The sequence below is a fragment of the Formosa sp. F44 genome (assembly GCF_056238645.1).
The window spans coordinates 819675-845000 of sequence record NZ_JBWDLJ010000001.1 but is presented as its reverse complement, the minus strand read 5'-3'; the positions used below and the strand labels follow the sequence as shown (position 1 = coordinate 845000).

The window sequence follows — 25326 nt, the reverse complement described above, 5'->3', positions numbered from 1 at the left end:
ACACCATGAATAAATCAATCTCAATAAATCCAGCGACAGAAGAAAAAATTGCCGTTTATAACCGCTTAACCGTAGAAGAAACGCAACAAAAAATAGAAAAAGCGCATCAGGTTTTTAAGGAATGGAAGCATACATCCTACATAAAGCGTGCACAATTAATGAATAAGTTGGCAGATGAATTGGAAAATAACACCGATTATTATGCAGAAATAGCCACTTCAGAGATGGGTAAAACCATTGGCCAATCGAGAAAAGAAGTCGAAAAATGTGCTTGGGTATGTCGGTATTATGCAGAAAACACGAAAGACTTATTACAAGATAACACGGTTAAAACTGAAGCCGAAAAAAGCTATGTCACCTTTCAGCCGTTAGGTGTGGTCTTAGCCGTTATGCCATGGAATTTTCCTTATTATCAAGTCATTCGGTTTTTAGCTCCTGCACTTATGGCCGGAAATACGGGAGTTTTAAAACATGCTTCTAATGTGCAAGGTTGTGCTTTTGCTATTGAAAAAGCGATAACTAAGGTTGGTTTTCCTGAAGGAATTTTCTCAAACCTTAATGTAGCTTCAGATGCTATAGAAGCCGTTATAGAACATAAACATATTGTAGCCGTAACCCTTACTGGTAGTGCGCCTGCAGGACAGTCTGTTGCCTCTATTGCTGGTAAAAACTTAAAGAAAACGGTATTAGAATTAGGAGGAAATGATGCTTATATTGTTTTAGATGATGCCGATTTGGAAGAGGCTACAGATTTAGCCACTTTAGGACGTTTACAAAACAATGGACAAACCTGTATTGCGGCAAAACGTATTATTGTACTCGATAAAATTTACGATGCGTTTTTAAAATTGTATAAAGAAAAAATGGAGGGCGTCAAAATGGGAGAACCTACCAACGAAAACACATATTACGGACCTTTAGCCCGATTAGATCTAAGAGACGAGTTACATAAGCAAGTCGAAAAAACTATTGAACAAGGTGGTACGTTAATTTTAGGTGGTAAAATTCCTAATCGCAAAGGGGCCTACTACCCTGCTACTATTTTAACGGATTTAAAAGATGGTATGGAAGCCTTTAATGAAGAATTATTCGGACCAGTAGCCTCTGTAATTCGTGCCAAAGACGAAGCACATGCTATTAAGTTAGCCAATAACTCTAAGTTTGGTTTAGGAGCTGGAGTAATTACAAGCGATAAGAAAAAAGGTGAAAAAATAGCCTTACAATTAGAAGCAGGAAGTTGCTTTGTGAATAAACTGGTGGCATCCGATCCGCGATTGCCATTTGGTGGTATTAAAACAAGTGGATTTGGTCGTGAGCTTTCTGGTTACGGAATCAAGGAATTTGTAAATACCAAAACGATTTGGATAGATTAACTTAGAACCTTTAGAGGTTTAAACATGTAGTCTATATTTATATAGATTATAATACTACTTTACTGAAAACATCAAGTGCATTGAACTTGGGTTTTCAGTAAAGTATTTTTTTTACTAGAATTTTTGCCTTCAACTCGCCCCAATCGTATTAGGGTGTTTCAGTGGTGTACGTCATGGTTTCGAACAGATCGCCGTTCGTATCGTAAATGCTCCAAGTTCCTACATTTTTAAAGTTTTGCTTGTTTCCTTCTTTATGGAGCATACCGTTTGTGTGATATTGTCTATACGGTCCGTTTTCTTCACCGTTTACAAAGGTTTTTTCCGTAGCTAACGTGTCATCCTCGTAATAATAACTCCACATTCCCTCTTCTTTGCCTTCCTTCATGGTTCCGGTACTATTTACGTTGCCATTTTTAAAATAGGTAGTCTGTATACCATGAGGCTTATTATTTAAATAGTGCTCCACATTATACAATTCGCCACTATCGTAATAGCTTTTCCATTCTCCTGAGGCATTACCCGCATCATCGAATGCTTTTATATATTTTATACGGTTATCGTCCTTAAAATAACTGTTCCAAATCCCAACTTTTATTCCATCTTTAGACTCACCTTCCATGTAAAGCTCTTGAGAATAGTCCATTTTTTGATGGCCATGGAAGACGTTGTTTTTGTAATGGTTTATAGCCTTCTGTTCCCCATTTTCGTAATAAGAAATCCATTCTCCTGTTTTCTGATTCTCGCGCAGCTGTCCTTTAGTTTTTATGGATCCAGATTTGTAATAGTCCTTAAATGGAACTAATGCGTTTGTATCTATTTCGGTAGAATTAGTGGCGTGCAGTGTATGAGTCTGTTGCGGTTGCTCTTTGCAACTTGTAGCAGACAGCATAAACGAGGCACTTAGTAGCGCTAAAAAAGCAGATGTAGTATAGGTCATTTTGAAGAAATGTTTAGGAGGCATGAGTGATATTGATTTACGCACAGCAGTTATACATTATAAAGTTTGCTAAGTTTTATATTTATAGTCATAAACAGCAAAGTTAGCACCTGGCATTTCAAAAGGAATGCTATTGGTAACTAGAGTGTCTTTAATTGGTTCGCTCATATCTCTGGTTCTTACTGTTACTAATTTCCCCATGTATGTTGAGTTTTGATATAATAACATATTCAGAGTCAAAACCAGTGGTATGCCTGCCATGAAAAGAAGCGACACGCTAAACATAACACATTATTTTAACACCTAAAACTCCGGAAGTCTTTTATTCATTAAGCGTCCAAATCATCGCTTTTTCTTTTGTTGCTCTAAAAATCGTACTATGTTGTTCTTCGGGTTCATCGGCGTATGTCCAAATTAATCCTAGATCTAATTGCTTTAATTTTTCATTTAGGGTTCTGGTATGTGTAGAAATGTCTTCAGCATCAGAACCAGCAAACCAAAGTTTCTTTTGCTGTCCGTAATCTGCTTTGGCTAGTGTTTCAAAATGCTTTACCAGATTTTGTTCGTTATACCACAACGATGGATCTACAGCCATATAATAGTCGAACATATCATTATCCAAAAGAAAGGTTTCCATAACAAATAGTCCTGCGACAGATTCTCCAATGATCGCCCTTTTATCTGTGGTGCGATATCTGTTATTGATTTCGGTAAAAAGCTCATGTTTTATGAATCCTCTAAAATTATTAGAGCCTCCTGGATGAGGTACTATTGTAAGATCGTATTCTACTTCTGTCGGACCAGTAAGATCTCTTCTACGCTCTGTATTTTCAATGCCCACTAAAATATACGGCGGTATTTTTTCTTCACTTATAAGCTTGGAAAGCGTATTTGCTATATGCGGAAAATCTTCTTTTATGCCACCGTCCGGCATATAAAGTACCGGAAATTGGTCTGTCGAATTATCGTAGTTTGGGGGTGTCCAGACAGTAATAACACGGTCTTCGTTTACAATCTTCGAACTTATGGTTAAACTATCGTGTTCCGGAATGGGGTCGTTATACACTATGCCTTTATTCTTACAACTCATGGTAAAAACAGTAAGGCACAACAAGAGTATAAGATTTTTCATAACATGGTATTTTAAATACATACCAACGATTTGAAGATTAAAAAGTATCTATCCCTAGTGCATAAAATGATAAGAATTAGACGCCATACACCAGTACTTCGCATTGGTAAAGCACTAAAATAAACAATTTTTAAATACTGTTTATAGTTGATATACAATATTTTAGAGGCGACATAAAAATTAGATAGTTTATTGTGATAAGACTAGGCGTACAAAAAGTAAAATACAGCGTGTAGAGACTTTATAAACACATATAAAGTACGTATTAAAATTTAATAATTGTTAAACGTATGTCCTAAGATGAGCGGTATTCATGGCATTGAAACTTGTACAAGTTAATACATTACACCAACAAGAGCAACTCACCTTTCTTATAGCTGTCCCAAAACCAGGTCAATAAATAAACAGTTATAATTTATAATGTTGTGAGCTGTTTGTCAGTTCAATCTATTTAGTACAATGCTATCCCTCCTAGATTGATATAAGAATTTTAAACGTTTTCAAAATGATTTTTAACAAAAGCGAGTTGTTCATTATCGGTAATATTCTCTGAGGATTCCATATTGATTTCAATATTCTTAAAATGAGAATCCTTATTCAAGTGATTGTGCAGTTCTACTTTTGCGTTTGTAGGTCCGAAAAGTAGGACGTGTTTATATTTTAAAATCTGAGCCCCAATTCTGTCATAATACTTTTCTTGCATTTGCTGTCTTTTATTGTGCATAAGACTTTCACTGCGGTTTAAAGCATCTACTTTGGTTTCTGAAGTAAATTGCGATACAATAGATTGATCTTTGTGTTTCGAATTTATATCAATCAGATTTGCGACTGAATGATCCATCCATATTCCTAAATTGCTATTTGTTTTCATGATCTTAAGATTTAATAATTAAAGATACTACCCATATTTATTATAGACGATTTACCTGATCTAAAGCTCTTTTTTCACCCGTATGTCGACTGTTCAGTTGATTCGTAATTGGAATTAGTTGCATGTGTTCTAGTCTCCCATTAAAAAAACACGAGATGTTATTAAATCTGTTATTTTTTTTATCGAAGTCTTTTAAATGCATACTTATACGGTTTATATGCGATTCTAATCTTTGTAAGGATTGGGTAATTTTAGCAGTAAAAAAATTAGTGCTGTTTTGTGCGCTTCTTTGTCCTTTAATTCTATTTATTTGGATTGTCATAGTATGTATTTTTTAATGTTCTTTTTCATAAGATTCTAATAAATCGTTTAATGTCTTTAAATAATCTTTTAGTTCTTTATTGTTTACTCCTTTTTCGTCAGTAGATTGAAAACTTATTGGTACTTCTCCCATAAATTTTATCAATTCTGGACATTCTTCTCGAATTTTTGTAGTTGCCAGTACAATTTGCTTACTTAAATCGTTACGATCTTCCATATCTATTGCTTTTTTTTAAGGTAGCCCTTATATTCTACAATACAGGTTAAATACAGATTAGTTTTAGGTTTTTTATAAAAGTAAGTCAACACAATTATTAATTTCATGTCTAATCAACAACTCAAACTATAGATGTAGAGTTGAAAATAGTACTGTTAATCATCCTTTTCATGGCATGTTAACGGATACAATACTAGCTTATGACGCTTATATGGACAAACTCATAGAATATAGCACAAAAAAAGCTTACAAAATCAATCTCTTGAACGTGTAAGCTATTGTTTTAAAATCCGCTATTTTCTTGCTGACAAATTGTATTTCGTTTCTCAGTGTGCCTTTAATTTATCATCGTTAAATTACGAATGTGTCAGTCTAAAACATCTATAGCATTAGCTATAGTTTCGACTTTTATATTATTAAAAAACACACCTGTCCAGGTGCCATCCAATTCTAAACGTTCTCCAGTAGTGGTTTCTCTAAAAATAGCCAAGATGGTTGCTGTATTTTGTTTGAAAAAAACCGTATAATTAGAAGTTAAAATACTTTTTCCATTTAGCGCATAGGTACTCGTAGAATTATAGGAAAAAGGAAACACCGATGGTTCTTGATTGAAAGGGACTTCTGTACCCCCGTATAAAGTACCGTAGGTTTCCGATAATAGGCTTAATTCGTCTGGAATAAAGACCTGTATTTCTGGGTAATTGAGTTGAGCAAACCTCAAAGAATCATTAAAAACAAATTTGGAATTACCTAAAAGATTTTCTAACGGATTTATAACAACTTGCATGATAGTGTCTGAATCATTTCTAAAATAGAACTCAGGAAGCTTTTTTTCTATTATGGTTTGTCCGTTGTTGGTGTCTAATTTCCATTCTAAAGACATTAATTCGTACGCTTTTAAACTGTTTTCTTGTTCCATGGTGGTGGTCTCGTCGGAGCTGCAAGATATCGTTGCGAGGCATAAGCATAAACCAATTAATAAAGTGTGTAGTTTCATAGTATTTATTTTACCTCTTAACCCTACGTTTTTACAACGCTTCTATGCTTTTAATAGTGATCCCCACAAAACAATCGTCTTGACATGTTTTCTTAACATAACCAGACGTAGAGATTAATCCCTGGTTTTCGGCCTCAAAATACGAATTAGCATCCGTTCTTTTTAGTAACCAATCGTGTTCAGAGATATTATAGACTTCGTCTAAAGTTCTGGCCACAGTAGCACTAGTATAGTGGTGTTCTGGACTATTAATTTCGTTTTCATGTTCGGTCCACTCTAAGTCGGCTACGGGAATATGCTCCTCTGCCCCTGCCGTAAATTTAAAATCACGTTGTATAATAATCCCGTCCGATACGGTAATAGTGGTCTCCCAACCATAAGATGTAAATACAGATCCGCCATAAGTCACGTAGATATACGAGTTATTTGACGCTGCTTTAAAATCATTCCATGCGGTTTTACTAGTTTCAAAATCAGATTTATAATCCATATCGTCATCAGACGCACATGAAACTACAACTGAACTTAATATTAGACATGCCAATAGATATATGGTGTGTTTCATAGTGTGTCTTTTGTGTTTTTTTTAGTTGATAATTACAAATATAACTATTTTTCCCGTTGTTGGGATAATTATATATCTTTTTATTATTACACTTCATCCTGCAACCTTATATTTAGTAAATAATACATATTTTTACGTTTTACTTATCGAATACGTTTACCATGACAAGAAAAAAATACCAAGGTGAAAGCAATAACAAAGAGCGCTCTAAACAGAAGCTTATTCAGGCAGTAGGGAAAGTGCTTAAAAGTAAAGGATACACCGGATTAACGGCTACCAATATTGCAAGAGCTGCAGGTTTAAGTCGTAGGTTAATTAGTACGTATTTCGAGTCGGTTGAAGATTTGGTAGAGACTTATGTAAGACAGAAAGATTACTGGACTACCGCTTCTGGGAAAGTTGCGGACATGATTGCGGACAATCCACAAAGAGATACCAAACAAATGATTGATGAGATACTTCAAAATCAGTTAGAGTATTTTTACAATAACGCCGAAATGCAAAAAATAATACTTTGGGAAATTAGCGAAAAGTCTCAGATTATGTACGAAGCTTGCGAAGAACGTGAGCGTTTAGGCTCTAAAGTCTTCGCCTTGGCCGATAAAGAGTATAAGGGCAAAGACATACGCGCCGTATCGGCCATATTGGTTGCCGCAATTTATTATATGGTGCTTCATGCAAAATCTACCGACACCCTATTCTGTGAAATCGATATCAATCAGCCAGAAGGCATGCAACGCATTAAAAACGCTATTAGCACTATACTTCAGAAGATGTAGTGTATTGTAAATTGGTAGTACGCAGGGACGTCCTGTTTCTGTAGTACACGTTAGTATTTTTAACTCCGTTTTATAGTTTCTACTGCTGAGCCCAATATTTAGGCTAGACTCCCTAAAACAACTAATCCTGCGAAAAGGAAAATCATTAAAATAAAACCTAAAAACGAGATTACAAGTCCTGCAATGGCAAATCCTTTTGGATTTTTAAACATGCCCACAAAGGATAAAATAAACCCAATAATCCAAATAAACCAACCGAAAATAGGAATCCACCCTAAGAATAGACCAAGTAAAGCGATCACAAATCCGGCTATGGCCGTTCCATTAGATTGATTTTGGGTGACTATAAAAGTTTGTCCGTGTTGCTCTGTGCTTTGGTTTTGTGGAGGCGTTATTTCATTCATATTTTTGGGTGTATTATTTTTTGAGCCTAAAGTGGCTACCCTATTACTGTTTCGTTTTATGCGCTTGTAAATAGATATGCTTAACAAAGAGCTGTTACAAAGGTGCACAGACTCCATGATTATTCACTAATCTAAGACATATTTTTATACTTTATGCGTTGCACTTCATTATATGACGCATAAACTGTTTTATTTTATTATTTCAATCATGCTTTTAGCGTCGTGATTTTCCCATACTAGCACATCGTTATACCATACTTTAGTTATGCTGGTATTGGAATGACTTTGGTCTATTTCGGTTTTAATGATATCGGAATCCGATGCTGAAAATTGAATTTTAGTTCCAGACTGCTTGTTTTGGTCTAAGGTCGTGCTTGGTGAAAGCGACAAATATGTCCCGTGGGCTCCTTCGACAATAGTGATTCCTTTTGGAGCATCTAAATTGCCTTTATAATAGACTTCCCATTCTCCGTTTATTTTATGGTAAACCGTAATATCCGCTACATTATACCCCTGTTCTATTTCAAATAGGTTAAGGCCTTCTGCATTTAGGTATGTAATATCCAGAGAAATGTCTGCGTTAACACAACAATCGGTCTCTTCCGAGCAAGCAATCATTGGAAGTATTACGAGTAAGAGAATAATTACTTTTTTCATTTTTAATGTCTATTTATTTGCAATTCCGTTTTGATAGCTAATATAAAACATCGCGTTCCAACATCTTATGTTTACCTGTAATCAAAACGTAAAATAGCAATAGATTTTAAACAAATATAAACCATAATCACTTATGCTTTAAGGATTTCAACATTTTTATACTGCTGTTATACTCTTCCTGTTCAAGGTATTACCCTAGACAAATTGGGTGTTTATATTAGCAATTTACAGCATGATTTTGGCATGCACGTCACGTGTTTTATGTGCGTTTTATAGAGTTGGTGACTAAGCCAGGTCATGGATGCGCATAAATAAGGCCTACGGTTGCGGGTATGTAGTTGAGAAAGTAAGCACTTTACTTAGCGTATTAACACAGGCATTTTTGTAGCACGTTTTTAATTTATTATTATTTCAACACTCAATTCTTGTTCATTTTCAAGTTTTGGAATCAGAGCGTGATATGTCAAATTAGGAGCTTCAGTTGTATCGTTTTGATAGAACGTAACGATTAAATTTTGTGTTCCAGTCTCACAATTTTCAACTAATGTATAATCAATAGAACTATTCCCATTCCCAAGCCCTTTCTTTCCAATAATTAAATCATAAATAGAAAAATCAATAGTAGGCTGACAACTTCCTGATACCAATTCAGTAAAATCAAGTTGATTCCTAATAATCATATAATTTTCAGACAAATCTATATCCATTTGATATTTTGTATTTATACAACCGTATTCAGTTTCGAGACTTGTAGTTTTTAAAATTGTGTCAGTACAATCATCATTGTTGCAGGAAATTATTCCAAGAAATATAAGGGATATAATTAAAATTCTATATTTCATACATTTAGTTTTATATAAGACGTTCTTTTTTAAAGATGGTTTGGTTAAATGTGCTACAACCTATTATATCAAAACAAATATAAACCATAATCACTTATGCTTTCTAGGCAGTTGCACATTTTGTTGTCTTATATGTTTGATTTACAATCACTTGCTATCTATGGACAATGTGAGGTTATATGACGATATAATTAGACGTATGTTGGTAAAAAAATAAGGTGTTATAGTTGGTTTTTATTATAGTACGTTGTTTTTTTTGTGTGTAGTGTTTATTCCGTTGTCCATCTTTCGTTTCGATTCTCTTCGTCGCTCAAAGATAGATAATGAATGGCGAAAATAAGTTGGATATTTGGGTCATTTAAATCATAATATTTTTTCAAATTTAAAACGTTCCAATATCGGATTCCTGACACACTAAAAGTTCCAGAATTCCGATTTTTTTTTGCATAGTTTGGATTAAGCACCAAAATCAGTATCAACAATAGCCATTGATAGCCACAGATTTTTTTACTCAGATTCAGAATATTCTAATATGTCAGCAGGCTGACATTCTAGTGCTTTACATATAGATTCTAATGTTGAAAATCGAATTGCTTTTGCTTTTCCTGATTTTAAAATCGAAATATTTGCGGTTGTAATTCCAATAATTTCGGCAAGTTCTTTACTTTTCATTTTTCTCTTAGCTAGCATAACATCAAGATTTATTATAATTGCCATAAATTAAACTGTTAGTTCATTTTCTTCTTTAATTCCTTTTGCCAAACTAAGAGCATCGCTTTGAATGATAAAAAACATTCCAATTATGGACAAAAACAAAGGAAGTAATAGATTGTTATCATATATCAATTCAAACTTTCCTCCAGTTAGTTTGCTTATCCATAAAACAAAAATAAGAGCAAATGATATAATTCCTGTGTATAGAAAATTATTCCCAGATTTTTTTAAGTTCACTATAGTATTATCGGAAAAATATTTGTTCGTTAATAAGAACCTTGCCATTTTTCTCAAAAAATACAGACCTCTTAAAAATATTATATAAGCAAATAGACTTACGATAAATATTAACCAATAAAATAAAGTCCAATCTTCTGCATTCATATTTACTTGATTAATATTGACAGTTCCAAATGGTATCATAAATATTATTCCAATTAGACCAATAAAATGAAGAATGTAAAGTATGTCTACAAGTGTTTTAAATAATATTGCTTTTTTCATATTTGATAATTTAATTATATAAATATACTATAATTATTGAAAAACAATAATATAATTTTGAAGAACGATGTTTTTTTTTAACTTGTGGCTAACAATTATGAATAAACAGTGAGGTTATATGATGCCTTATATAGAAGTAATTCAGTGAAAAATTAATGCATTTTTACTTGTTTTTTTATCATAGTACTTTGTTACCACACGTTTTATTCCACCTTTGTCATTTTAACAATTCTTTCTGCCATTTCTACTAAATCTTTTAAACTAGATTCTTTAACATCATTAGATTTTTTAGATTCTCTTTTCCTTAAGGGGTCTCTATGGATTTCTTCAAGTGCAGTTTTTATATAGTGTACATATTCTTCGTTACCATCAGTTCCGTTTTTCTTTAATTGTTCAGAAAAACCAACAATAGCCTTTGAAAGCACCATTTTATAGGCATAGTCTTCTATAATGTTTTTCTGTTTAGTATATTGATTTGCACAGAAAATTGCTCCAATTATTGGCAATGGTAGTAGGGATATACGACCAATTAAAAGTCCAATATTATTAGGGTTTGTTTGCAAAATCCAAATACCTAATGAAACGGTTCCTATTAAGCAAATAACTGCTCCCAAAATCCAACTGCCGAAAATCCATTTATTATTTGAGTTTTCGTACTGACCTTGAAAAGAAGCACTAATCCCTTCTGCCGTTGTGTAATTCAATGCTTTTTTGGATGATTCAATTAGATTTTTAGCTTCTGATAAGATTGATTTCCTTTCTTTTTCATACTCATCCAATTTTTTAATATTCGTTTCCGTTTTTTGTTCTAAATCATCAAGTCTATTTTCTCTGTCTTGTACTTTATTTGCAAATGACGTAATCAACTTTTCGTTGGATTTGATTTCTGTTAAAGATCCTGTTATTTCTTCGAGATTTACCGATGCAGTTTCTTTAATAGTTGTTAGACTCGTGTTAATTATTTCCAGAGATTCGGACTGTTCCGTTAGCTCATCTTTACGTTCGATTATTTTTTCCAGTTCAGTCTCTATTTCAGTCAATTTTTTATTGCTTTTTTCCAGTTTTTCCGATAGAGTACTGTTACTTTCTTCTATGTTTTCATTTAATTCTTTGGAATCAACAAGAACTTGTTGTAGTTGAAGTTTGATTTTTCTTACTTCTTCTATTTCTTTTTCGAACTCCACTTGTCTATCTGAGAAATATCTAACATTATAATTTCTCAAAAGCACCTTTAGAGCTTCAAATTGTGGTAGATAATTTACCGGACTTTTTAAATAGGTATCTATATCAGTTAAATACGTGTAAATATTATTTCTTTCTTTATAAGTCGAAATCTTTACAAATTTGGAAGGGTAGCGAGTTAATGAAGAAATATCTGTTAATAAAGCTTCAATACCGCCAATTAATCCTCTAAAATTATACTCATCTTCGCTACCATATCTATTGGAACTATAGTCCTTTAAATTCAGATCTTTTATTTTTTCCCGAATCGAGTCTCTTCTTTCTCTAATTTGATTGACTGATGTTAATTCCATAATTTTTTTCTCTAATGTGTGGTAACAATTATATATGTGCTATACTAGTTTACTTCGAAAAATATTCCATTTCAGGAAACATGTTATATCAAAACAATCATAAAATATAATTTTACTCTTTCCTGATATCGTTTACATACCTCAAAGATAACCCATTAGAATAATGTTTCTCTAATGTACTTATTAGAACTTATTGACAAATAAACATTTAAAAACTTCTGAAAACTTATTGGAGAAACCAAAATATTTTAGGCTAAGGCCATAAAACCCTAACCACCACAAATCATCCACCTCGGGAAAAATAGACAAGGAAAAACTACGAAATACCCAATCCGTACTCAAACCTACTCCGAGTCTAATTCGTGTCTCCCTCGCAAAACGGTGCATTTTTTAAAAACACACCCGAACCCATACTGAACAAGACCCGAACGAGACTCGAACAAAACCCCTATTAGCGACGAATGGTGTTTCATGAACATTCGGACACGTTCACAGCCGTTCCCAATGTGTCCCCATGTGTCACCACGTGTCAAAATTATAGACCTAAAAAGGTATAAAAAACGAGGGTGTTTTGGTATAAAAGCACAGGAATGCCAGTAATAACACAGGTTCCAAAGCATGGGAACACACTCTAGAACCTGAATTAAAAACGGTTATATATTATACTTAATGTCGGGCTATCTTGGGAAATATCGTCACGCCTTAGGCTTCTTTCCGTAGCACTTCTAATGGCGAGCTTTTTAGGACCGTACGGATGTTGCTTAAGCCTATAACCAAAACCAACAGCGTAATGCCTGGAAGTAAGACTATAAACGGAATAATAGAGGGTACAAAAGGTTCTTTAAACACTAACAGCGCCAAACATAAACTGCTTAATAAAGCCAAGAGTAAACCAACCACACTTCCTAAAAGTCCTAAAAAGAGATATTCTAAGGCGGTGATTTTTAAAATTTGGGTATTCTTAGCGCCTAGCGTTCGTAATAATACGTTTTCCTTAATGCGCTGGTATTTACTGGTGCGTATAGATCCGATTAATACAATAACCCCTGTGAACATACTAAAGAACGCCATAAAACTAATTACCCAAGAGACCTTTTCTAAGATGTCTTCGACCACCGTAAATATTTGTCGTAGATCAATAATAGAGACATTCGGGAAACGGCTCACCAAATCTTGCTGTAAGGCGGCCGAACTGCTTTCGTCGGCTACCAAGGTGGTTAATACATTAAATTGTGGCGCGTCTTCTAACACACCAGCCGGAAAAACTACGGTAAAGTTAAGTTGCACTTGAGACCAATCGACCTGACGGATACTTCCTACCGTAGTTTCCATAAGTACGCCTTGTACATTAAAAACTACGGGATCGCCTACCTCTAAATTGGCATCGTTGGCGAGGTTGTCGGAAATAGAAATCACTACCGGTTCGCCAGCTTCTAATCTCGGCGTCCACTCCCCTTCAATTATAGTTTCAGAGTCGATTAGGGTATCGCGATAGGTGGTTCTAAATTCGTGGTTAAGTACCCAACCGCGCACTTGGCGTGTGCTGTCTTGGCGGATGTCGTTTACCAATTGTCCGTTAATCTGTTGCATGCGCATGGTCACTAACGGGATGTCGCTAAGCACAGGTAAATCCTTGGCGGTAATACGTTCCGAAATGGTCGCACGCTGGTCTGGTTGCACATCTAAAATGATGATGTTGGCACTATCGGACTGGGCGCCGACTTCGGTTTTTGTCAATAAAATGTCTTTGGTAAAATATAGGGTACTAATTAAAAATGTTCCTAATCCAATAGCAACCACCAACACGACGGTCTGATTGTTAGGTCGGAATAAATTCAGTACACTTTGTCGGGCTGTAAAACTCCAGTGTTTTGGGAAATAGCGCTTGATTAAACGTGTAAATCCGATGGCAACACCTGCTAACAAAGCAAAAGTTAACATGGTCGCGCCTACAAAAGAGAGCGCATACAACGCATCTTTTATCAGCCAAAACGAGAATAAAAACAAAAAGACTAAAATGGCTGTGAATACAGAAAGACGTACCCATAATGGTTCTTGTACCCCATCTTCACTCACCCGTAATACATCTAAAGGCGACACAAACCAGGTGCGTAATAAAGGTAAAAGTGCAAATAACACCGACATAAACAAGCCGAGTAAGATCCCAATTAAAATAGGCACTGCCGAAATGGAAATCTCTAATGTAAAGGGTAAAAAGTCTTGTAATAAATACGGAAATACCAACTGTAGCCCCACACCTATTACCGCGCCTATAGCCCCACCAAGAATCCCGATACCTCCAATTTGAATGAGGAAAATAAGAAAACTTTGCAGTCTAGACGCGCCCATACATTTTAAAACGGCAATGGCTTTAAGCTTCTCTTTAATGTAAATATGTACCGAACTTGCAATCCCAATACATCCCAATAATAAGGCGATAAAGGCGGCCAGATTTAAGAAATTCCCCACATTCTCGTAACGCTTTCCTAAACGTCTAGAGGTTCCGGTATGCGTATCTAAATCGGCATTTTCTAAATCTAATAAAGGTTCTATACGGTCTTCTAAACGTTTTAAATTAACGGTGTCCGATACCTTGTAATAATACTGATACTCTTTCCGACTTCCAAACTGTAATAGCTTGGTAGCGTCTACTAGATCCCGTGGCATAATCACAGGAGGTGCCACAGAACTGGAAATGCCCGAGTTCCCCGGCATCGATTTTAAAGCCCCTACAATGGGTAATGTCAGTTCCCCGATTTTAATGGAATCGCCCGTTTTTACATTGAATTGTATCATGAGTGTGGCATCAACCAACACACCACCTGAAGACTGATAAGTGCTTGATGCAGAAGCAGGTTCGGCATCGATTTCGCCATAAAACGGAAAATCTCCTGCAATCCCCTGAACTTTAACCAATTTGGTACCTCCACTTTTAGGAAAGGCAATCATGGACACAAAATTCACTTCGGAAGCCTGCGGTTGTAACGAATCAATAATGGCTTGTGCCCGAGCGGTTGGTTCTTGTTTGGAATCGATTATAAAATCGGCACCCATTAAGGTTTTAGATTGGCTCTTTAAATTATCCTGTAAATTAGAACTGAATAATTGAATGGAAACCACCGCAGCAATTCCCAATATAATCGACGCCATAAATAATAGTAAACGGACTTTACTCGCTTTGGCATCTCGCCAAGCCATTTTAAAAAGCCATGACAGTTGTATGTTTTTTGAGGTATTAGAATCTATCAAAGCGCAGTAGTGGGTTGGTTCGTAATAATTTTTCCACCTTTAAGCTTTAAGATGTGTTGGGTACGGTTGGCCAACTCCAAATCGTGAGTAATAATCACTAACGTAGTGCCGTGTTCGGCATTCAATTCGAAAAGCAACTGGATGACTTTTTCTCCGGTTTCTTCGTCTAAATTCCCCGTAGGTTCATCAGCAAATAATATCGCTGGTTTATTGGCAAAGGCACGTGCTAAAGCGACACGTTGCTGTTCGCCACCAGACAACTGCGACGGATAATGATGTACTCGACTTCCTAAACCGACTTTCTCTAGTAAATCTAAACTCACCTGAGTAGCCTTTTTATCGCCTTGCAATTCCAAAGGGACACTCACATTTTCCAAAGCCGTTAAGGTTGGTAAAAGCTGAAAATTCTGAAAGATAAAACCGACGTTTTTGTTTCGTAATTGCGCGCGTTCATCTTCATTCAACGTCGCTAAATCTTGTCCGCATAATTCCACTGTACCGCCGTTGGCCTGATCTAATCCTGCACATAACCCCAATAAGGTGGTTTTTCCGCTTCCAGAAGGTCCAACGATCGAAAATATTTGGCCTTGTTCAACAGCAAACGAAATGTCGTGTAATACCGTTAATTGTTTGTTACCGCTGGTATAAGTCTTTTCTAACCCAGTTATCTTTAATATATTTGACATCTAATCTTTAATTTAAATCACTATTTATGTGCGAGGCTCAAAATAAACAATTGCAATCAAATCACCCCGGGTTTAGGGTCTCTAAACTCTTAAAGTTTTGTTATTTTATTTTAGCCCTAACACTCTATTCATGTGGTGATGGCAAAGCGGAAAAAGCCAAAGACCAAAACGTAGAAACAACCACAACAGCATCGACTGAAGCCGAAGTGACCAAAGACAAAACCATTTTATGTTTTGGAGATAGCATTACTGCCGGTTACGGATTAGATAATACAGATGATGCCTATCCTGGAATTTTACAAGACACTATAGATGCATTAAATTTGGACTATACCGTGATTAATTCGGGAGTTAGTGGCGAAACCAGTGCAGGTGGAAAAAGCAGAATTGATTGGGTAATTAAACAGACCCCAGACATATTTTTATTAGAACTAGGAGCCAATGATGGTTTGCGTGGTGTGCCAGTAAGTGAAACACGAGCTAACCTACAGCACATTATTGATGTGGTTCGTGCTAAAAGTCCGCAGACTAAAATTATACTGGCGGGCATGCAAATGCCTCCAAATATGGGAACCGCATATACTACCGATTTTAAACAACTCTTTATAGATTTAGCTTCGGAAAACAATATAGCCTTCATTCCGTTTATTTTGGAACAAGTTGGAGGTAAACCAGAACTAAATCAAGGTGATGGTATTCATCCTAATGTAGAAGGTCATAAACTAGTTGCATATACCGTTTGGGATGTTCTTGGTCCTATGGTGAAGTCGTAGATAGTCCGCTAGTTTTAGAGGGTTTTGCTAGTGTTTCTTACTAATGATTGAAGACCGATAAAAGAAAGCATGCCTCTCGTCAAACTCCGTTTGCTAGCTTCGAAAGAATCTCACTATTCTTTCTTACTAATGATTGATGCCGAGTATTAATTATAACTTCTCGACTCCGCTCGAAGACCGTTTAAATTCAACATAAGTGTATAAAGTAATAAAACGAAGTCGAAAAAACAACACGTATCATTTCCCAGGGTGTTCGAGCGGCGTCGAGAACAAAAATGTATAACAGTAAACTTATTACATTTAATAAGAAGATTTACAAGACCTTTTTAAACTTTCAGTTCTATAAGCCATATAAACTTCTCTTCAAACTCATTTACTAGCTTCGAAAGAATTTTACTATTCTTTCTCACTAATGCTCGAAGACCGTTTAAATTCAACATACGTGTCCAGGGTGTTCGAGCGGAGTCGAGAACCAGAATGTATAACAGTATACTTATTACATTTTAATAAGACAATTTACAAGACCTTTTTAAACTTTCAGTTCTAGATAACAATATAAACTTCTCGGCAAACTCCGTTTGCTAGCTTCGAAAGAATCTCACTATTCTTTCTCACTAATGCTCGAAGACCGTATAAAATCAGCTTACGTGTCTAGGGTGTTCGAGCGGCGTCGAGAACATAATTCGTATTATTTCGGAATTGTTCAAGAAGCGTCAAGAACCAGAATTACTTTACTTCTTAAAAGGCTCCAACAAACCCCAGAACAATACTACCCTCACGACATGCCTTTTGCAATCACATCCCGATCAATCTGATGAACCAAGCCTCTTAAAAAATTACCAGGACCAATTTCGGTAAAGGTTGTAGCACCATCTTCAATCATGTGCAACATACCATGTCGCCACATTACGGGTTGCGTAAGCTGATCGATTAGATTCCGTTTAATGAGATGCACATCTGTTGTAGGGCGACCTTTTATATTTTGATAAATGGGACAGCGGGGTGTTTTAAATGTAGTTTGTGCAATCGCTTCGGTATAACTTTCAATTATAGGTTTCATAAATGGGGAATGAAACGCACCACTCACAGGCAAATGTACCACACGAATAGCACCCGGTTTTAACTTCTCGCAGGCTTCGTTTAAAGCACGTTCTTCTCCAGAAATCACCACCTGTTGTAGTGCATTGTAATTTGCTGGCACCACTATACCCTGCACTTGTTTGCATACATCGTTAACAATAACATCGTACAGTCCCACTACAACCGCCATTCCGGTATGTTCCAATTCACAAACTTTTTGCATGGCAGTAGCTCGGGTGTTAATGAGTTTTAAAGCGGACTCAAAATCTAATGCGCCAATAGCTGTTAAAGCTGATATTTCGCCTAACGAATGTCCGGCAACCATATCTGGCTGAAAGGCTGTTCCTAGGGTTTGGGTTAAAATATACGAGTGTAAAAAAATGGCAGGTTGCGCGTACTTGGTATGTTTTAAGTCCGCTGCCGAGCCTTCAAACATGATATCTGTAATAGAATATCCTAAAATGGCATTTGCTCTTTCAAAATAATCTTGCGCTATTTTAGAAGTATTGAATAACGCCTTTCCCATGCCTGGAAATTGGGTGCCCTGCCCCGGAAATAAATATGCTTGCATAAACGGTTGATTTAGTATCTTTTAATTTACAAAAAAAATAGAGGACTAAAACATGGACCATGAGTAATTTACTTGCACTTATATATAGTAAGCATTAGACCATACGTTCTCACGGTTTTATGTTAAACCAATTGGATTAGCCGTTTTACTTTAATCACTTTGGTAAGTATAATACTCACAAGTAAAAGCATCAATTATTAAATGATTTAAGTCAACCCACACGCTATTAAGATCTTACTTTTGAATAAACCAAAAACACATAAAACATGTCATTACTTACCATTATACTTAGTATTCTTTTACCACCACTAGCTGTGTTTTTAAAGCACGGTATCGGAACCGCATTATTAGTTAGTGTTTTACTTACACTTTTAGGCTGGTTGCCAGGAGTGATTCATGCTTTTTATGTTAACAGTAAATAAATAATATTATGAAAAAGGAAGATAATAAAACAGATTACAATTCGGACATTACCGAAGACGACAAAAAGATATTAGGCGATAAAGCAGGAAACTTAAGACAAGATGGTGGCGACGATCGCTTACTAAAAAAGCGTAGAAACGAACCCGATTTCGCTGCCGATAACCTAGACATTCCAGGTGCAAGTCCGGCAAGACCGTTAACCAATGGGAAACCACCACGTGACGAAGAAAACGAACATCACAGTTTAGGAAGTGGTCATAACGACAACCTAGAACAGCATATCGATAATAAAACAGATCAGTAATTCGTATTACTTTTCAGTATAAAAAAACCACTATAGCGTTATTGTTATAGTGGTTTTTTATGTGCGGTTAATCTACACGATGGACTAAAAATTCTAGCTCGTTGGTTTTAATTACAAAACCTAAGCGCACCATACTGTAAAACTTATCGTAGTCTATTAAACTCTCTCCGTACCCAGCAAACCACTCGAGCATGAAATACTGGTTTTTAGATTTAAACGGATTGTAATATAAACGCGAACGCACAGAGCCATTCCAATTGTTCCAATTCAGACCTTTTTTAACGGCAATTTCAAAATTAAGTTTTTCAGGCACTATATCATAAGCATAAGAAATTTCGGAGATTCCGATATATTCCATTAAATCCGGATTAGATTCTTTATATATAAACGGCGCCCACAGCTCTATACTCATTATACTTTTACGACTTAAAGCCATAGAATACTTTAAATTTAAACTGTTCCAACTTCTAGAATATATACTGTCTCGCCCATTAGATTCGTGATTTAAAGTTAATGACGCTATACTTTGGGCTTGGTCTTTTTTATCGTAAAACACTTTTCTTAAACCTACAGTAGGATTAAAGTTAAGCTCCTCAAACGGACTCGAAAACTTATAAATGTTCCAAAATGCTTTTTGAGTATAAGTTAAATACAAGTACGAGTCCCACACAATTGGATTCCGACTTAGTAATTGTTTGAAACTAATTTGATATTTAATATCTGCAGTTTCAGAATCGACATGCGTATTGGTCGGTATTCCTGTTATGATATAATTGTCGTCGTGGATAGAAAATCTAGGATCTTCTTCTATAGATCTATTCACTTCTTCTCGCGTATAGGTTTGTGAAAATACAGGAGATACTAAAAATAGTAGTCCCCACACTAATAATTGATTTTTCATGAAATGCATTGAATTGTAGAATTAAACCGATTGTTCTTTTATGCTTAGAAACCGTAGTGCAAAGGTCTTACATTAATAAGACTTAAGTTTATTTGTTTGTATATAATTTTAACGCTATCCCAATTTAAATGTATCATTTCACACTTATAACGTGACATGAGAAGTTTTACCGGTTTTTAATCGTTCGTTTTCATTGTTAAACATTCTAGACCCTTATAACAGATATTTAAGCCTTTAATAATAATGAAGAGTTTGTAGCTCAATTATATACTATGTAACGTTTACGAATTGAAGCGAATACTCATGCCGACAACCTCATAAAACCAACGTATTTGCACCAAATAACCTACAAATGCTTATAAAAAACACGAAAAGTGTTAATATCCTACAGTATTCTGCCAACATTGTCCCATAGCCCGGTAAATTTTATATTAATATTGATTAAAATAAAGTAACAGTGAAACATATTCTTCTTAAAACACGGCTTGATGCACAAATAGCTATAGCGTTTAAATTCATTACAGTGTTAAGCATTGTGCTAATGGCATCAAGTTTACACGCACAAAACCAGTATCGCGGTATTACCATTTATATTGACTTTTCTGATATTCCAAGACCAGAAAATGAAACACCAGAGCGTTTAGAGGCGCTTTTAAACGATATGGATTATTCCGAAGAGAACATTCACAGATCGGTGTGTAAATATTGGTACGAACAAAGTTACGGTCAAGTGATATTAAAGCATGATATTTTTTATTACCGTGCGCCACTACCCGCTTCACACTATGCGAAATTAAATTATAAGGAAGGTATACTATTGTGGAAAGAGGCTTTAGAATATACCGTGGCAAATAACCCAGATTACGATTGGAAGCGCTTGTCTACCGACAAAGATGGTAACCTACGTTCCGTAATGTTTTACAATAGCGATAGCTTTGTGTCATGGATTGCCGCCGCGCATCATGGCGGTTGGACACTGTCTAACGGCGTAAAAATAAAATCGGTGTATGGGTCGTATCTCATTCGAAATGGTGAGCCAAGCTTATTTACACCTATTCACGAAAGTGGACATGCATTTTTTAGATTCCCCGACACCTACGATACAGGCTACGATTCTGGTGGTACGGGAGCTTACACGGTAATGAGTGGCGGAAAAACCTCGTTAATAGAACCCGTGGGTGCCCCGTTTAGAGTAGAAAAAAACTGGGGTAAGATTATAGAAATTAAACGTAAACCTGGTAAACAAACCCTGACATTAAAAGCCGATGGCGATGCTGTGGCCGTATATAAAAATCCGTTAGATGACAAAGAATATTTCTCTATCGAAGCCCGCAAACAAAGTACCTTAGGAAATGAGAAATTTCCTGTAGATCTGGGATTACTACTATGGCACACCGATTTAAATGTAAAAAGCAGTAATAAAGAACAAGCGATGACTCCTGAAAAGCATTATAAACATGCTATAGAACAAGCCGACGGATTATTCGAATTGGAGAGAAATCCTGCTAAACCCACCAACCGAGGCAATGCTGGGGATATTTATATTCCAGGTAAAACATTTTCGGATACCACAGTTCCTAATTCTAAATGGTGGGATAGTACAGCCTCGTATCTTAATATTACAAACATTCAATATATAGATGAAGAAACCATAAGTTTTGATGTAGTGTTTCCGGAACGTCTTTAAGTCTACTACAACCCAAAGTTGGGCATATTTAACCTATTAAATTCCATTAAAAAACCGTGATAACTTTTCCGATTTGGAGCTGTTATCACGGTTATTTTGTTTCGAAATAATCAAGTTATATTATTCTGTGGCTTTTGGGTAGTCTGTATATCCTTTTTTACCTGTAGTATAAAAAGTATCCTCGTCCCATTCGGTAAGATCTACATCCTGTTCAAAGCGTTCGACTAGATCTGGATTCGAAATAAATAACTTTCCGTAAGCTACTAAGTCAGCATCGCCATCTTCCAGTACTTTATTTCCTTTTTCCTTATCAAATTCATTGTTAATCATTAGCGTTCCGTTGTATAACGGACGGAAATGTTTAGCAATTTCCGATACCGCAAATGGCACATCACTTACATCGGTAAAAGGTTCAGACAAGTGAACATAAGCTAAATTATAATCGTTTAGTTTTTTAATGATGTATTCGAATGTTGGTATTGTATCTTCATCTACCGTAATACCAAATACATTATGTGCAGACGGGTTAAAACGTGCCGCTATGCGTTCTTGAGGAATTACTTCTTTTATAGCATCTAAAACTTCGAAAAAGAAGCGCGCTCTGTTTTCGATAGATCCTCCATATTCATCTGTTCGTGTATTTGAACATCCGTTAAAGAATTGTTGAAATAAATACCCGTTAGAAGAGTGAATCTCCACACCATCAAAACCTGCTTCTATAGCATTTTTAGCCGCATTCTGAAAATCTTTAACTGTGCGTTTAATATCTTCAATGGTCATGGCTTTAGGCGTAACAGTATCTTTAAAACCTTCAGGTGTAAACGATTTGGCATCTGGATTTATCGCTGAAGCCGATACAGGTAACGCTCCATCATGAAAATCTGGATGCGAAATCCGTCCCACATGCCACAACTGAATAAATATAGTACCGCCTTGATCGTGGACACGCTTGGTGACTTTTTTCCAACCTTCTACCTGTGCCTCGGTATAAATTCCTGGCGTATTAATATAACCTGTAGCTTCGGCAGAAACTTGCGAACCTTCAGTTATAATTAATCCTGCAGAAGCACGTTGCTCGTAATACAAGCCGTGTAAATCGTCTGTTGGCACTTTGCCTTCATTGTCTGCTCGACTACGCGTCATAGGCGCCATTACGACTCTGTTTTTTAAATCAATATTTTTATGGTAGGGTGTTAATAGATGTTGTTTACTCATAACAAAGATGTTTTTTTAATTCGTATTCTTATCAAATTTACAATTCAGTATAGGCAATATAATTGACCTATATCAATTAGGAAATTTTTAACTTTTTTAAAGTATTTCTTACCCGACTAAGATTTTCGGCTGTTACGCCTAAGTAATTTGCAATATCATAATTGGCTATTCGATTTTGGATGGTCGGATAGGCATCACAAAATTCTAAATAGCGTTCTTGGGTGTTTTTTTCTTGCGTAGATAAAATGCGTTTCTGTTGAGAAATGAAAGCTTTAGTCACCAAAACACGAAAATACCGCTCGAATATGGGCGCTTCGCTATACACCGATTGTAGTGCTTTGTAGCTTAAGGACAATAATTGAGCATCTTCAATGGCCTCAATATATAATTTAGAAGCCGACTGATTATAAAACGCTTCAAAATCTCCAATCCACCAATTCTCTATCGCAAACTGAAGGATGTGTTTATTTCCTCTGGCATCCATATAGTAGGCTTTTAAACACCCGCGAACCACAAAGTACTCCTGATTAACAACAACGCCTGGTTGCAGTAAAAATGCACCCTTTTGTAGAGACACTTCATTTAAAGTCGATAGAAAATAAGCCATATCGTGTTCCGAAGGATTAATAATGTCTCGGACGTGTTGTGCAAGAGGTGCATACATAGGTTGCTGTTTTTAATATACGGTTTTATCCATTTTAGTAGACCAATCCTGGAATGGTTTTAAAGCAATATCGCGTCCCAATTGCTCGAATGGAATGCTACGCTTATCGTAAGGCAACGGAATTTCTTTGTAGATAAACGCATCGTCGAAACCAATATTTGCCGCATCTTCTTGATTGCTTCCGTAATATACTTTATCTGGTCTCGCCCAATAAATAGCGCCCAAACACATCGGACATGGTTCGCAAGACGTATAAATTTCGCAGCCGTCTAATTGAAATGAATCTAGGTTTTTACAAGCATCTCGTATAGCCGTAACTTCGGCATGTGCGGTAGGATCTTTGGTAGAGGTAACTTTATTATTTCCACGCCCCACAATCTTGCCGTCCTTAACAACAACACAACCAAATGGACCACCTTCGTTATTATTCATTCCTTTTAATGCCGCATCTACGGCCTCTTGCATATATTTTTCTTTACACATAGTATCTTATATTTTTATAATGTCTGCACATTCTATTTGGCTTTTTAAACCTTATAATAAGTTTAGACATTTATTATATGTCATTTATATAATCGACTAACAATCGTAATATTCTTTTGCGAAGGTTACTGGTTTATGGGTTAGACGTTCTAAATCTTCCTTATAGGTGTCAAACGCTTTAAAATGGCCCGACAATACGGTATGTTTTGTTTTATTTGTGAGTAATACTTCAAGATAAGCTCCACCACTACCTCTAGCCGGTAGCATATTTTGAATACTAAACGACTCGATTTCATCTAGGTTAAATAGCTCAGCGTAGCCATGAGCCGAGAATCCGATTTTATCATTCTTTACATCTGTCCAAATTACGGGTTGGTCTATAAACCGTTCAGAAACGACACGCGGTCTGTATGTAATTCTTTCATTTTTCATGTAATCTTTAGAGACTTCCAAATCGCCTTGTAAAAGCAATGCATCCGATATAATAATACGCGCTTCATACTCTTTGTCCGTTAACAATTCGGGATATTCTCTATGGTTTTGAATAGTTACAGCTGTATTACCAGCATCGAACAAATAGCGAGAATCGTAAGTATAACATATAGAAAGGGCTATCCCTTTTAGATCGAAAATTAGATTTTTCTGATCGTCTCTTTCGTAACCATTAAGTGCTTCATCTCCCATTAAATCGCGAGTAAGCACATGTTTTAAGTCGTAATAACTACCGTCGTTTCCCATATCATTATAGCAATCACTATAAAAATATAATACCGGAACATCGGTTCTTTTATTATCAAAGTACGCTTGTAAATCATTAAAAATAACGTTCCCAATACGTATAGGATACTTAAATTTTAGAAGCTTTTGTCCGTATGGTGAAGTTTCAAAATAAATGTGTTGGTGGTTCTCTAATTCCCGATACGTAATCTCCCAAGATATAAACTGTTTGGGTTGGGATTGAATCATAAAACCATCGTTATAATCGTGATGATTTATTTCTAAAACCGAATAATTTTTTGGATGTTTGCGTCTCCATAGTTGCTTAATTAATGGTGCTTCGCTATTTACATGTGACAAAAACACCTCATCATCAAACCCGAACATGCTAGACAACGTTTCATAAACGCCTTGAAAGCCTTTAAATGTCACCGGTATATTATTTTGGTGATGGTCAAATAGAAACAAATACCGCTCTTTAGAGGGTGTTATTTTAATATAAGCATATTGTAGCTCGGTTAAATTTACAACGCAACTATGCATCCCTTTAACACCTGTGCAAATAAGCTGTTTATTTTGAATGCTTACTTCGCCATCATCTGTAGGTTTTGGAAATAGTGTTTGATTCGTGTGTTTGTCACCAAACCATGTATTTAGAATACTCATAGCAGTTTTGAAATAAATAAAAGACTAAAAAAAACAGATTTTAAACCACTAAAATACGA

General features: G+C 35.7%; 27 protein-coding genes. 6 read left to right on the top strand and 21 right to left on the bottom strand.

The window, feature by feature from the left end:
• Nucleotides 1-5: 5 nt before the first annotated feature.
• The gene (locus AC0UBM_RS03535) at nucleotides 6-1373 is read left to right on the top strand and encodes an NAD-dependent succinate-semialdehyde dehydrogenase (RefSeq protein ID WP_475687665.1); all 1368 of its coding nucleotides are present in this window, start codon (nucleotides 6-8) and stop codon (nucleotides 1371-1373) included.
• 148 nt (nucleotides 1374-1521) lie between these two features.
• On the opposite strand, the gene AC0UBM_RS03530 is transcribed toward AC0UBM_RS03535, so the two are convergent.
• The 7 genes from AC0UBM_RS03530 to AC0UBM_RS03500 all read right to left on the bottom strand — a co-directional run bounded on the left by AC0UBM_RS03530 (nucleotide 1522) and on the right by AC0UBM_RS03500 (nucleotide 6413).
• Complete coding sequence (locus AC0UBM_RS03530; RefSeq protein WP_475687664.1) at nucleotides 1522-2310, bottom strand: toxin-antitoxin system YwqK family antitoxin; 789 nt, start codon at nucleotides 2308-2310, stop codon at nucleotides 1522-1524.
• Between the two features lie 69 nt (nucleotides 2311-2379).
• Nucleotides 2380-2511, bottom strand: a complete 132-nt coding sequence (locus AC0UBM_RS03525) for a hypothetical protein (RefSeq protein WP_414034508.1) — start codon at nucleotides 2509-2511, stop codon at nucleotides 2380-2382.
• Between the two features lie 121 nt (nucleotides 2512-2632).
• Nucleotides 2633-3442, bottom strand: a complete 810-nt coding sequence (locus AC0UBM_RS03520; RefSeq protein WP_475687663.1) for an alpha/beta hydrolase — start codon at nucleotides 3440-3442, stop codon at nucleotides 2633-2635.
• Nucleotides 3443-3932: 490 nt separating this feature from the next.
• Nucleotides 3933-4313, bottom strand: coding sequence for a hypothetical protein (locus tag AC0UBM_RS03515; RefSeq protein ID WP_475687662.1), 381 nt, complete (start codon nucleotides 4311-4313; stop codon nucleotides 3933-3935).
• A gap of 334 nt (nucleotides 4314-4647) precedes the next feature.
• On the bottom strand, nucleotides 4648-4851 hold the full coding sequence (locus tag AC0UBM_RS03510; RefSeq protein WP_414034511.1) for a hypothetical protein: 204 nt from the start codon (nucleotides 4849-4851) through the stop codon (nucleotides 4648-4650).
• 367 nt (nucleotides 4852-5218) lie between these two features.
• The gene (locus AC0UBM_RS03505; protein ID WP_475687661.1) at nucleotides 5219-5848 is read right to left on the bottom strand and encodes a hypothetical protein; all 630 of its coding nucleotides are present in this window, start codon (nucleotides 5846-5848) and stop codon (nucleotides 5219-5221) included.
• A gap of 31 nt (nucleotides 5849-5879) precedes the next feature.
• The gene (locus AC0UBM_RS03500) at nucleotides 5880-6413 is read right to left on the bottom strand and encodes a hypothetical protein (protein WP_475687660.1); all 534 of its coding nucleotides are present in this window, start codon (nucleotides 6411-6413) and stop codon (nucleotides 5880-5882) included.
• A gap of 161 nt (nucleotides 6414-6574) precedes the next feature.
• On the opposite strand from AC0UBM_RS03500, the gene AC0UBM_RS03495 reads away from it, so the two are divergent.
• Nucleotides 6575-7192 (top strand): TetR/AcrR family transcriptional regulator, encoded by a 618-nt coding sequence (locus AC0UBM_RS03495; protein ID WP_475687659.1) that lies wholly within the window; start codon nucleotides 6575-6577, stop codon nucleotides 7190-7192.
• A 98-nt stretch (nucleotides 7193-7290) separates the two neighbouring features.
• Here the strand turns inward: AC0UBM_RS03495 and AC0UBM_RS03490 are convergent, their stop codons facing one another.
• The 8 genes from AC0UBM_RS03490 to AC0UBM_RS03455 form a co-directional block, all read right to left on the bottom strand.
• Nucleotides 7291-7596: a hypothetical protein gene (locus tag AC0UBM_RS03490; protein ID WP_475687658.1), complete on the bottom strand. Its 306-nt coding sequence runs from the start codon at nucleotides 7594-7596 to the stop codon at nucleotides 7291-7293.
• 189 nt (nucleotides 7597-7785) lie between these two features.
• On the bottom strand, nucleotides 7786-8253 hold the full coding sequence (locus tag AC0UBM_RS03485) for a hypothetical protein (RefSeq protein ID WP_475687657.1): 468 nt from the start codon (nucleotides 8251-8253) through the stop codon (nucleotides 7786-7788).
• A gap of 395 nt (nucleotides 8254-8648) precedes the next feature.
• A complete protein-coding gene (locus tag AC0UBM_RS03480) occupies nucleotides 8649-9095 on the bottom strand; it encodes a hypothetical protein (RefSeq protein WP_475687656.1) in 447 nt (148 codons plus the stop codon).
• Between the two features lie 507 nt (nucleotides 9096-9602).
• Entirely contained in the window at nucleotides 9603-9812 is a 210-nt protein-coding gene (locus AC0UBM_RS03475) for a helix-turn-helix domain-containing protein (protein ID WP_414034518.1), read from the bottom strand.
• 3 nt (nucleotides 9813-9815) lie between these two features.
• Nucleotides 9816-10313, bottom strand: coding sequence for a DUF2975 domain-containing protein (locus AC0UBM_RS03470; RefSeq protein ID WP_414034519.1), 498 nt, complete (start codon nucleotides 10311-10313; stop codon nucleotides 9816-9818).
• Between the two features lie 203 nt (nucleotides 10314-10516).
• Nucleotides 10517-11848 (bottom strand): AAA family ATPase, encoded by a 1332-nt coding sequence (locus AC0UBM_RS03465; RefSeq protein ID WP_475687655.1) that lies wholly within the window; start codon nucleotides 11846-11848, stop codon nucleotides 10517-10519.
• 702 nt (nucleotides 11849-12550) lie between these two features.
• Nucleotides 12551-15046, bottom strand: coding sequence for an ABC transporter permease (locus AC0UBM_RS03460; protein WP_475687901.1), 2496 nt, complete (start codon nucleotides 15044-15046; stop codon nucleotides 12551-12553).
• A 47-nt stretch (nucleotides 15047-15093) separates the two neighbouring features.
• Nucleotides 15094-15783 (bottom strand): ABC transporter ATP-binding protein, encoded by a 690-nt coding sequence (locus AC0UBM_RS03455; RefSeq protein WP_434036045.1) that lies wholly within the window; start codon nucleotides 15781-15783, stop codon nucleotides 15094-15096.
• A gap of 26 nt (nucleotides 15784-15809) precedes the next feature.
• Between AC0UBM_RS03455 and AC0UBM_RS03450 the strand changes: the two genes are divergently transcribed.
• Nucleotides 15810-16556, top strand: coding sequence for an arylesterase (locus tag AC0UBM_RS03450; protein WP_475687654.1), 747 nt, complete (start codon nucleotides 15810-15812; stop codon nucleotides 16554-16556).
• Nucleotides 16557-17331: 775 nt separating this feature from the next.
• On the opposite strand, the gene fabD is transcribed toward AC0UBM_RS03450, so the two are convergent.
• Nucleotides 17332-18207: an ACP S-malonyltransferase gene (gene fabD / locus AC0UBM_RS03445; RefSeq protein ID WP_475687653.1), complete on the bottom strand. Its 876-nt coding sequence runs from the start codon at nucleotides 18205-18207 to the stop codon at nucleotides 17332-17334.
• Between the two features lie 266 nt (nucleotides 18208-18473).
• Here fabD and AC0UBM_RS03440 point away from each other — a divergent pair, with 266 nt between their 5' ends.
• Nucleotides 18474-18629 carry a YqaE/Pmp3 family membrane protein gene (locus AC0UBM_RS03440; protein ID WP_434036047.1) on the top strand — a complete coding sequence of 52 codons (156 nt, stop codon included), beginning with the start codon at nucleotides 18474-18476 and terminating at the stop codon, nucleotides 18627-18629.
• Nucleotides 18630-18637: 8 nt separating this feature from the next.
• Nucleotides 18638-18934, top strand: coding sequence for a hypothetical protein (locus AC0UBM_RS03435; RefSeq protein WP_434036048.1), 297 nt, complete (start codon nucleotides 18638-18640; stop codon nucleotides 18932-18934).
• Between the two features lie 67 nt (nucleotides 18935-19001).
• On the opposite strand, the gene AC0UBM_RS03430 is transcribed toward AC0UBM_RS03435, so the two are convergent.
• Entirely contained in the window at nucleotides 19002-19835 is an 834-nt protein-coding gene (locus AC0UBM_RS03430; protein ID WP_414034527.1) for a phospholipase A, read from the bottom strand.
• 457 nt (nucleotides 19836-20292) lie between these two features.
• Between AC0UBM_RS03430 and AC0UBM_RS03425 the strand changes: the two genes are divergently transcribed.
• The gene (locus tag AC0UBM_RS03425) at nucleotides 20293-21522 is read left to right on the top strand and encodes a metallopeptidase domain-containing protein (RefSeq protein ID WP_475687652.1); all 1230 of its coding nucleotides are present in this window, start codon (nucleotides 20293-20295) and stop codon (nucleotides 21520-21522) included.
• Between the two features lie 120 nt (nucleotides 21523-21642).
• Here the strand turns inward: AC0UBM_RS03425 and AC0UBM_RS03420 are convergent, their stop codons facing one another.
• From AC0UBM_RS03420 to AC0UBM_RS03405, 4 genes are all read right to left on the bottom strand, one after another.
• On the bottom strand, nucleotides 21643-22737 hold the full coding sequence (locus tag AC0UBM_RS03420) for an alkene reductase (protein ID WP_475687651.1): 1095 nt from the start codon (nucleotides 22735-22737) through the stop codon (nucleotides 21643-21645).
• A 76-nt stretch (nucleotides 22738-22813) separates the two neighbouring features.
• On the bottom strand, nucleotides 22814-23401 hold the full coding sequence (locus AC0UBM_RS03415; protein WP_475687650.1) for a Crp/Fnr family transcriptional regulator: 588 nt from the start codon (nucleotides 23399-23401) through the stop codon (nucleotides 22814-22816).
• A 12-nt stretch (nucleotides 23402-23413) separates the two neighbouring features.
• Complete coding sequence (locus tag AC0UBM_RS03410; protein ID WP_414034531.1) at nucleotides 23414-23884, bottom strand: nucleoside deaminase; 471 nt, start codon at nucleotides 23882-23884, stop codon at nucleotides 23414-23416.
• Nucleotides 23885-23980: 96 nt separating this feature from the next.
• Complete coding sequence (locus AC0UBM_RS03405; protein WP_475687649.1) at nucleotides 23981-25267, bottom strand: hypothetical protein; 1287 nt, start codon at nucleotides 25265-25267, stop codon at nucleotides 23981-23983.
• Nucleotides 25268-25326 lie beyond the last annotated feature (59 nt).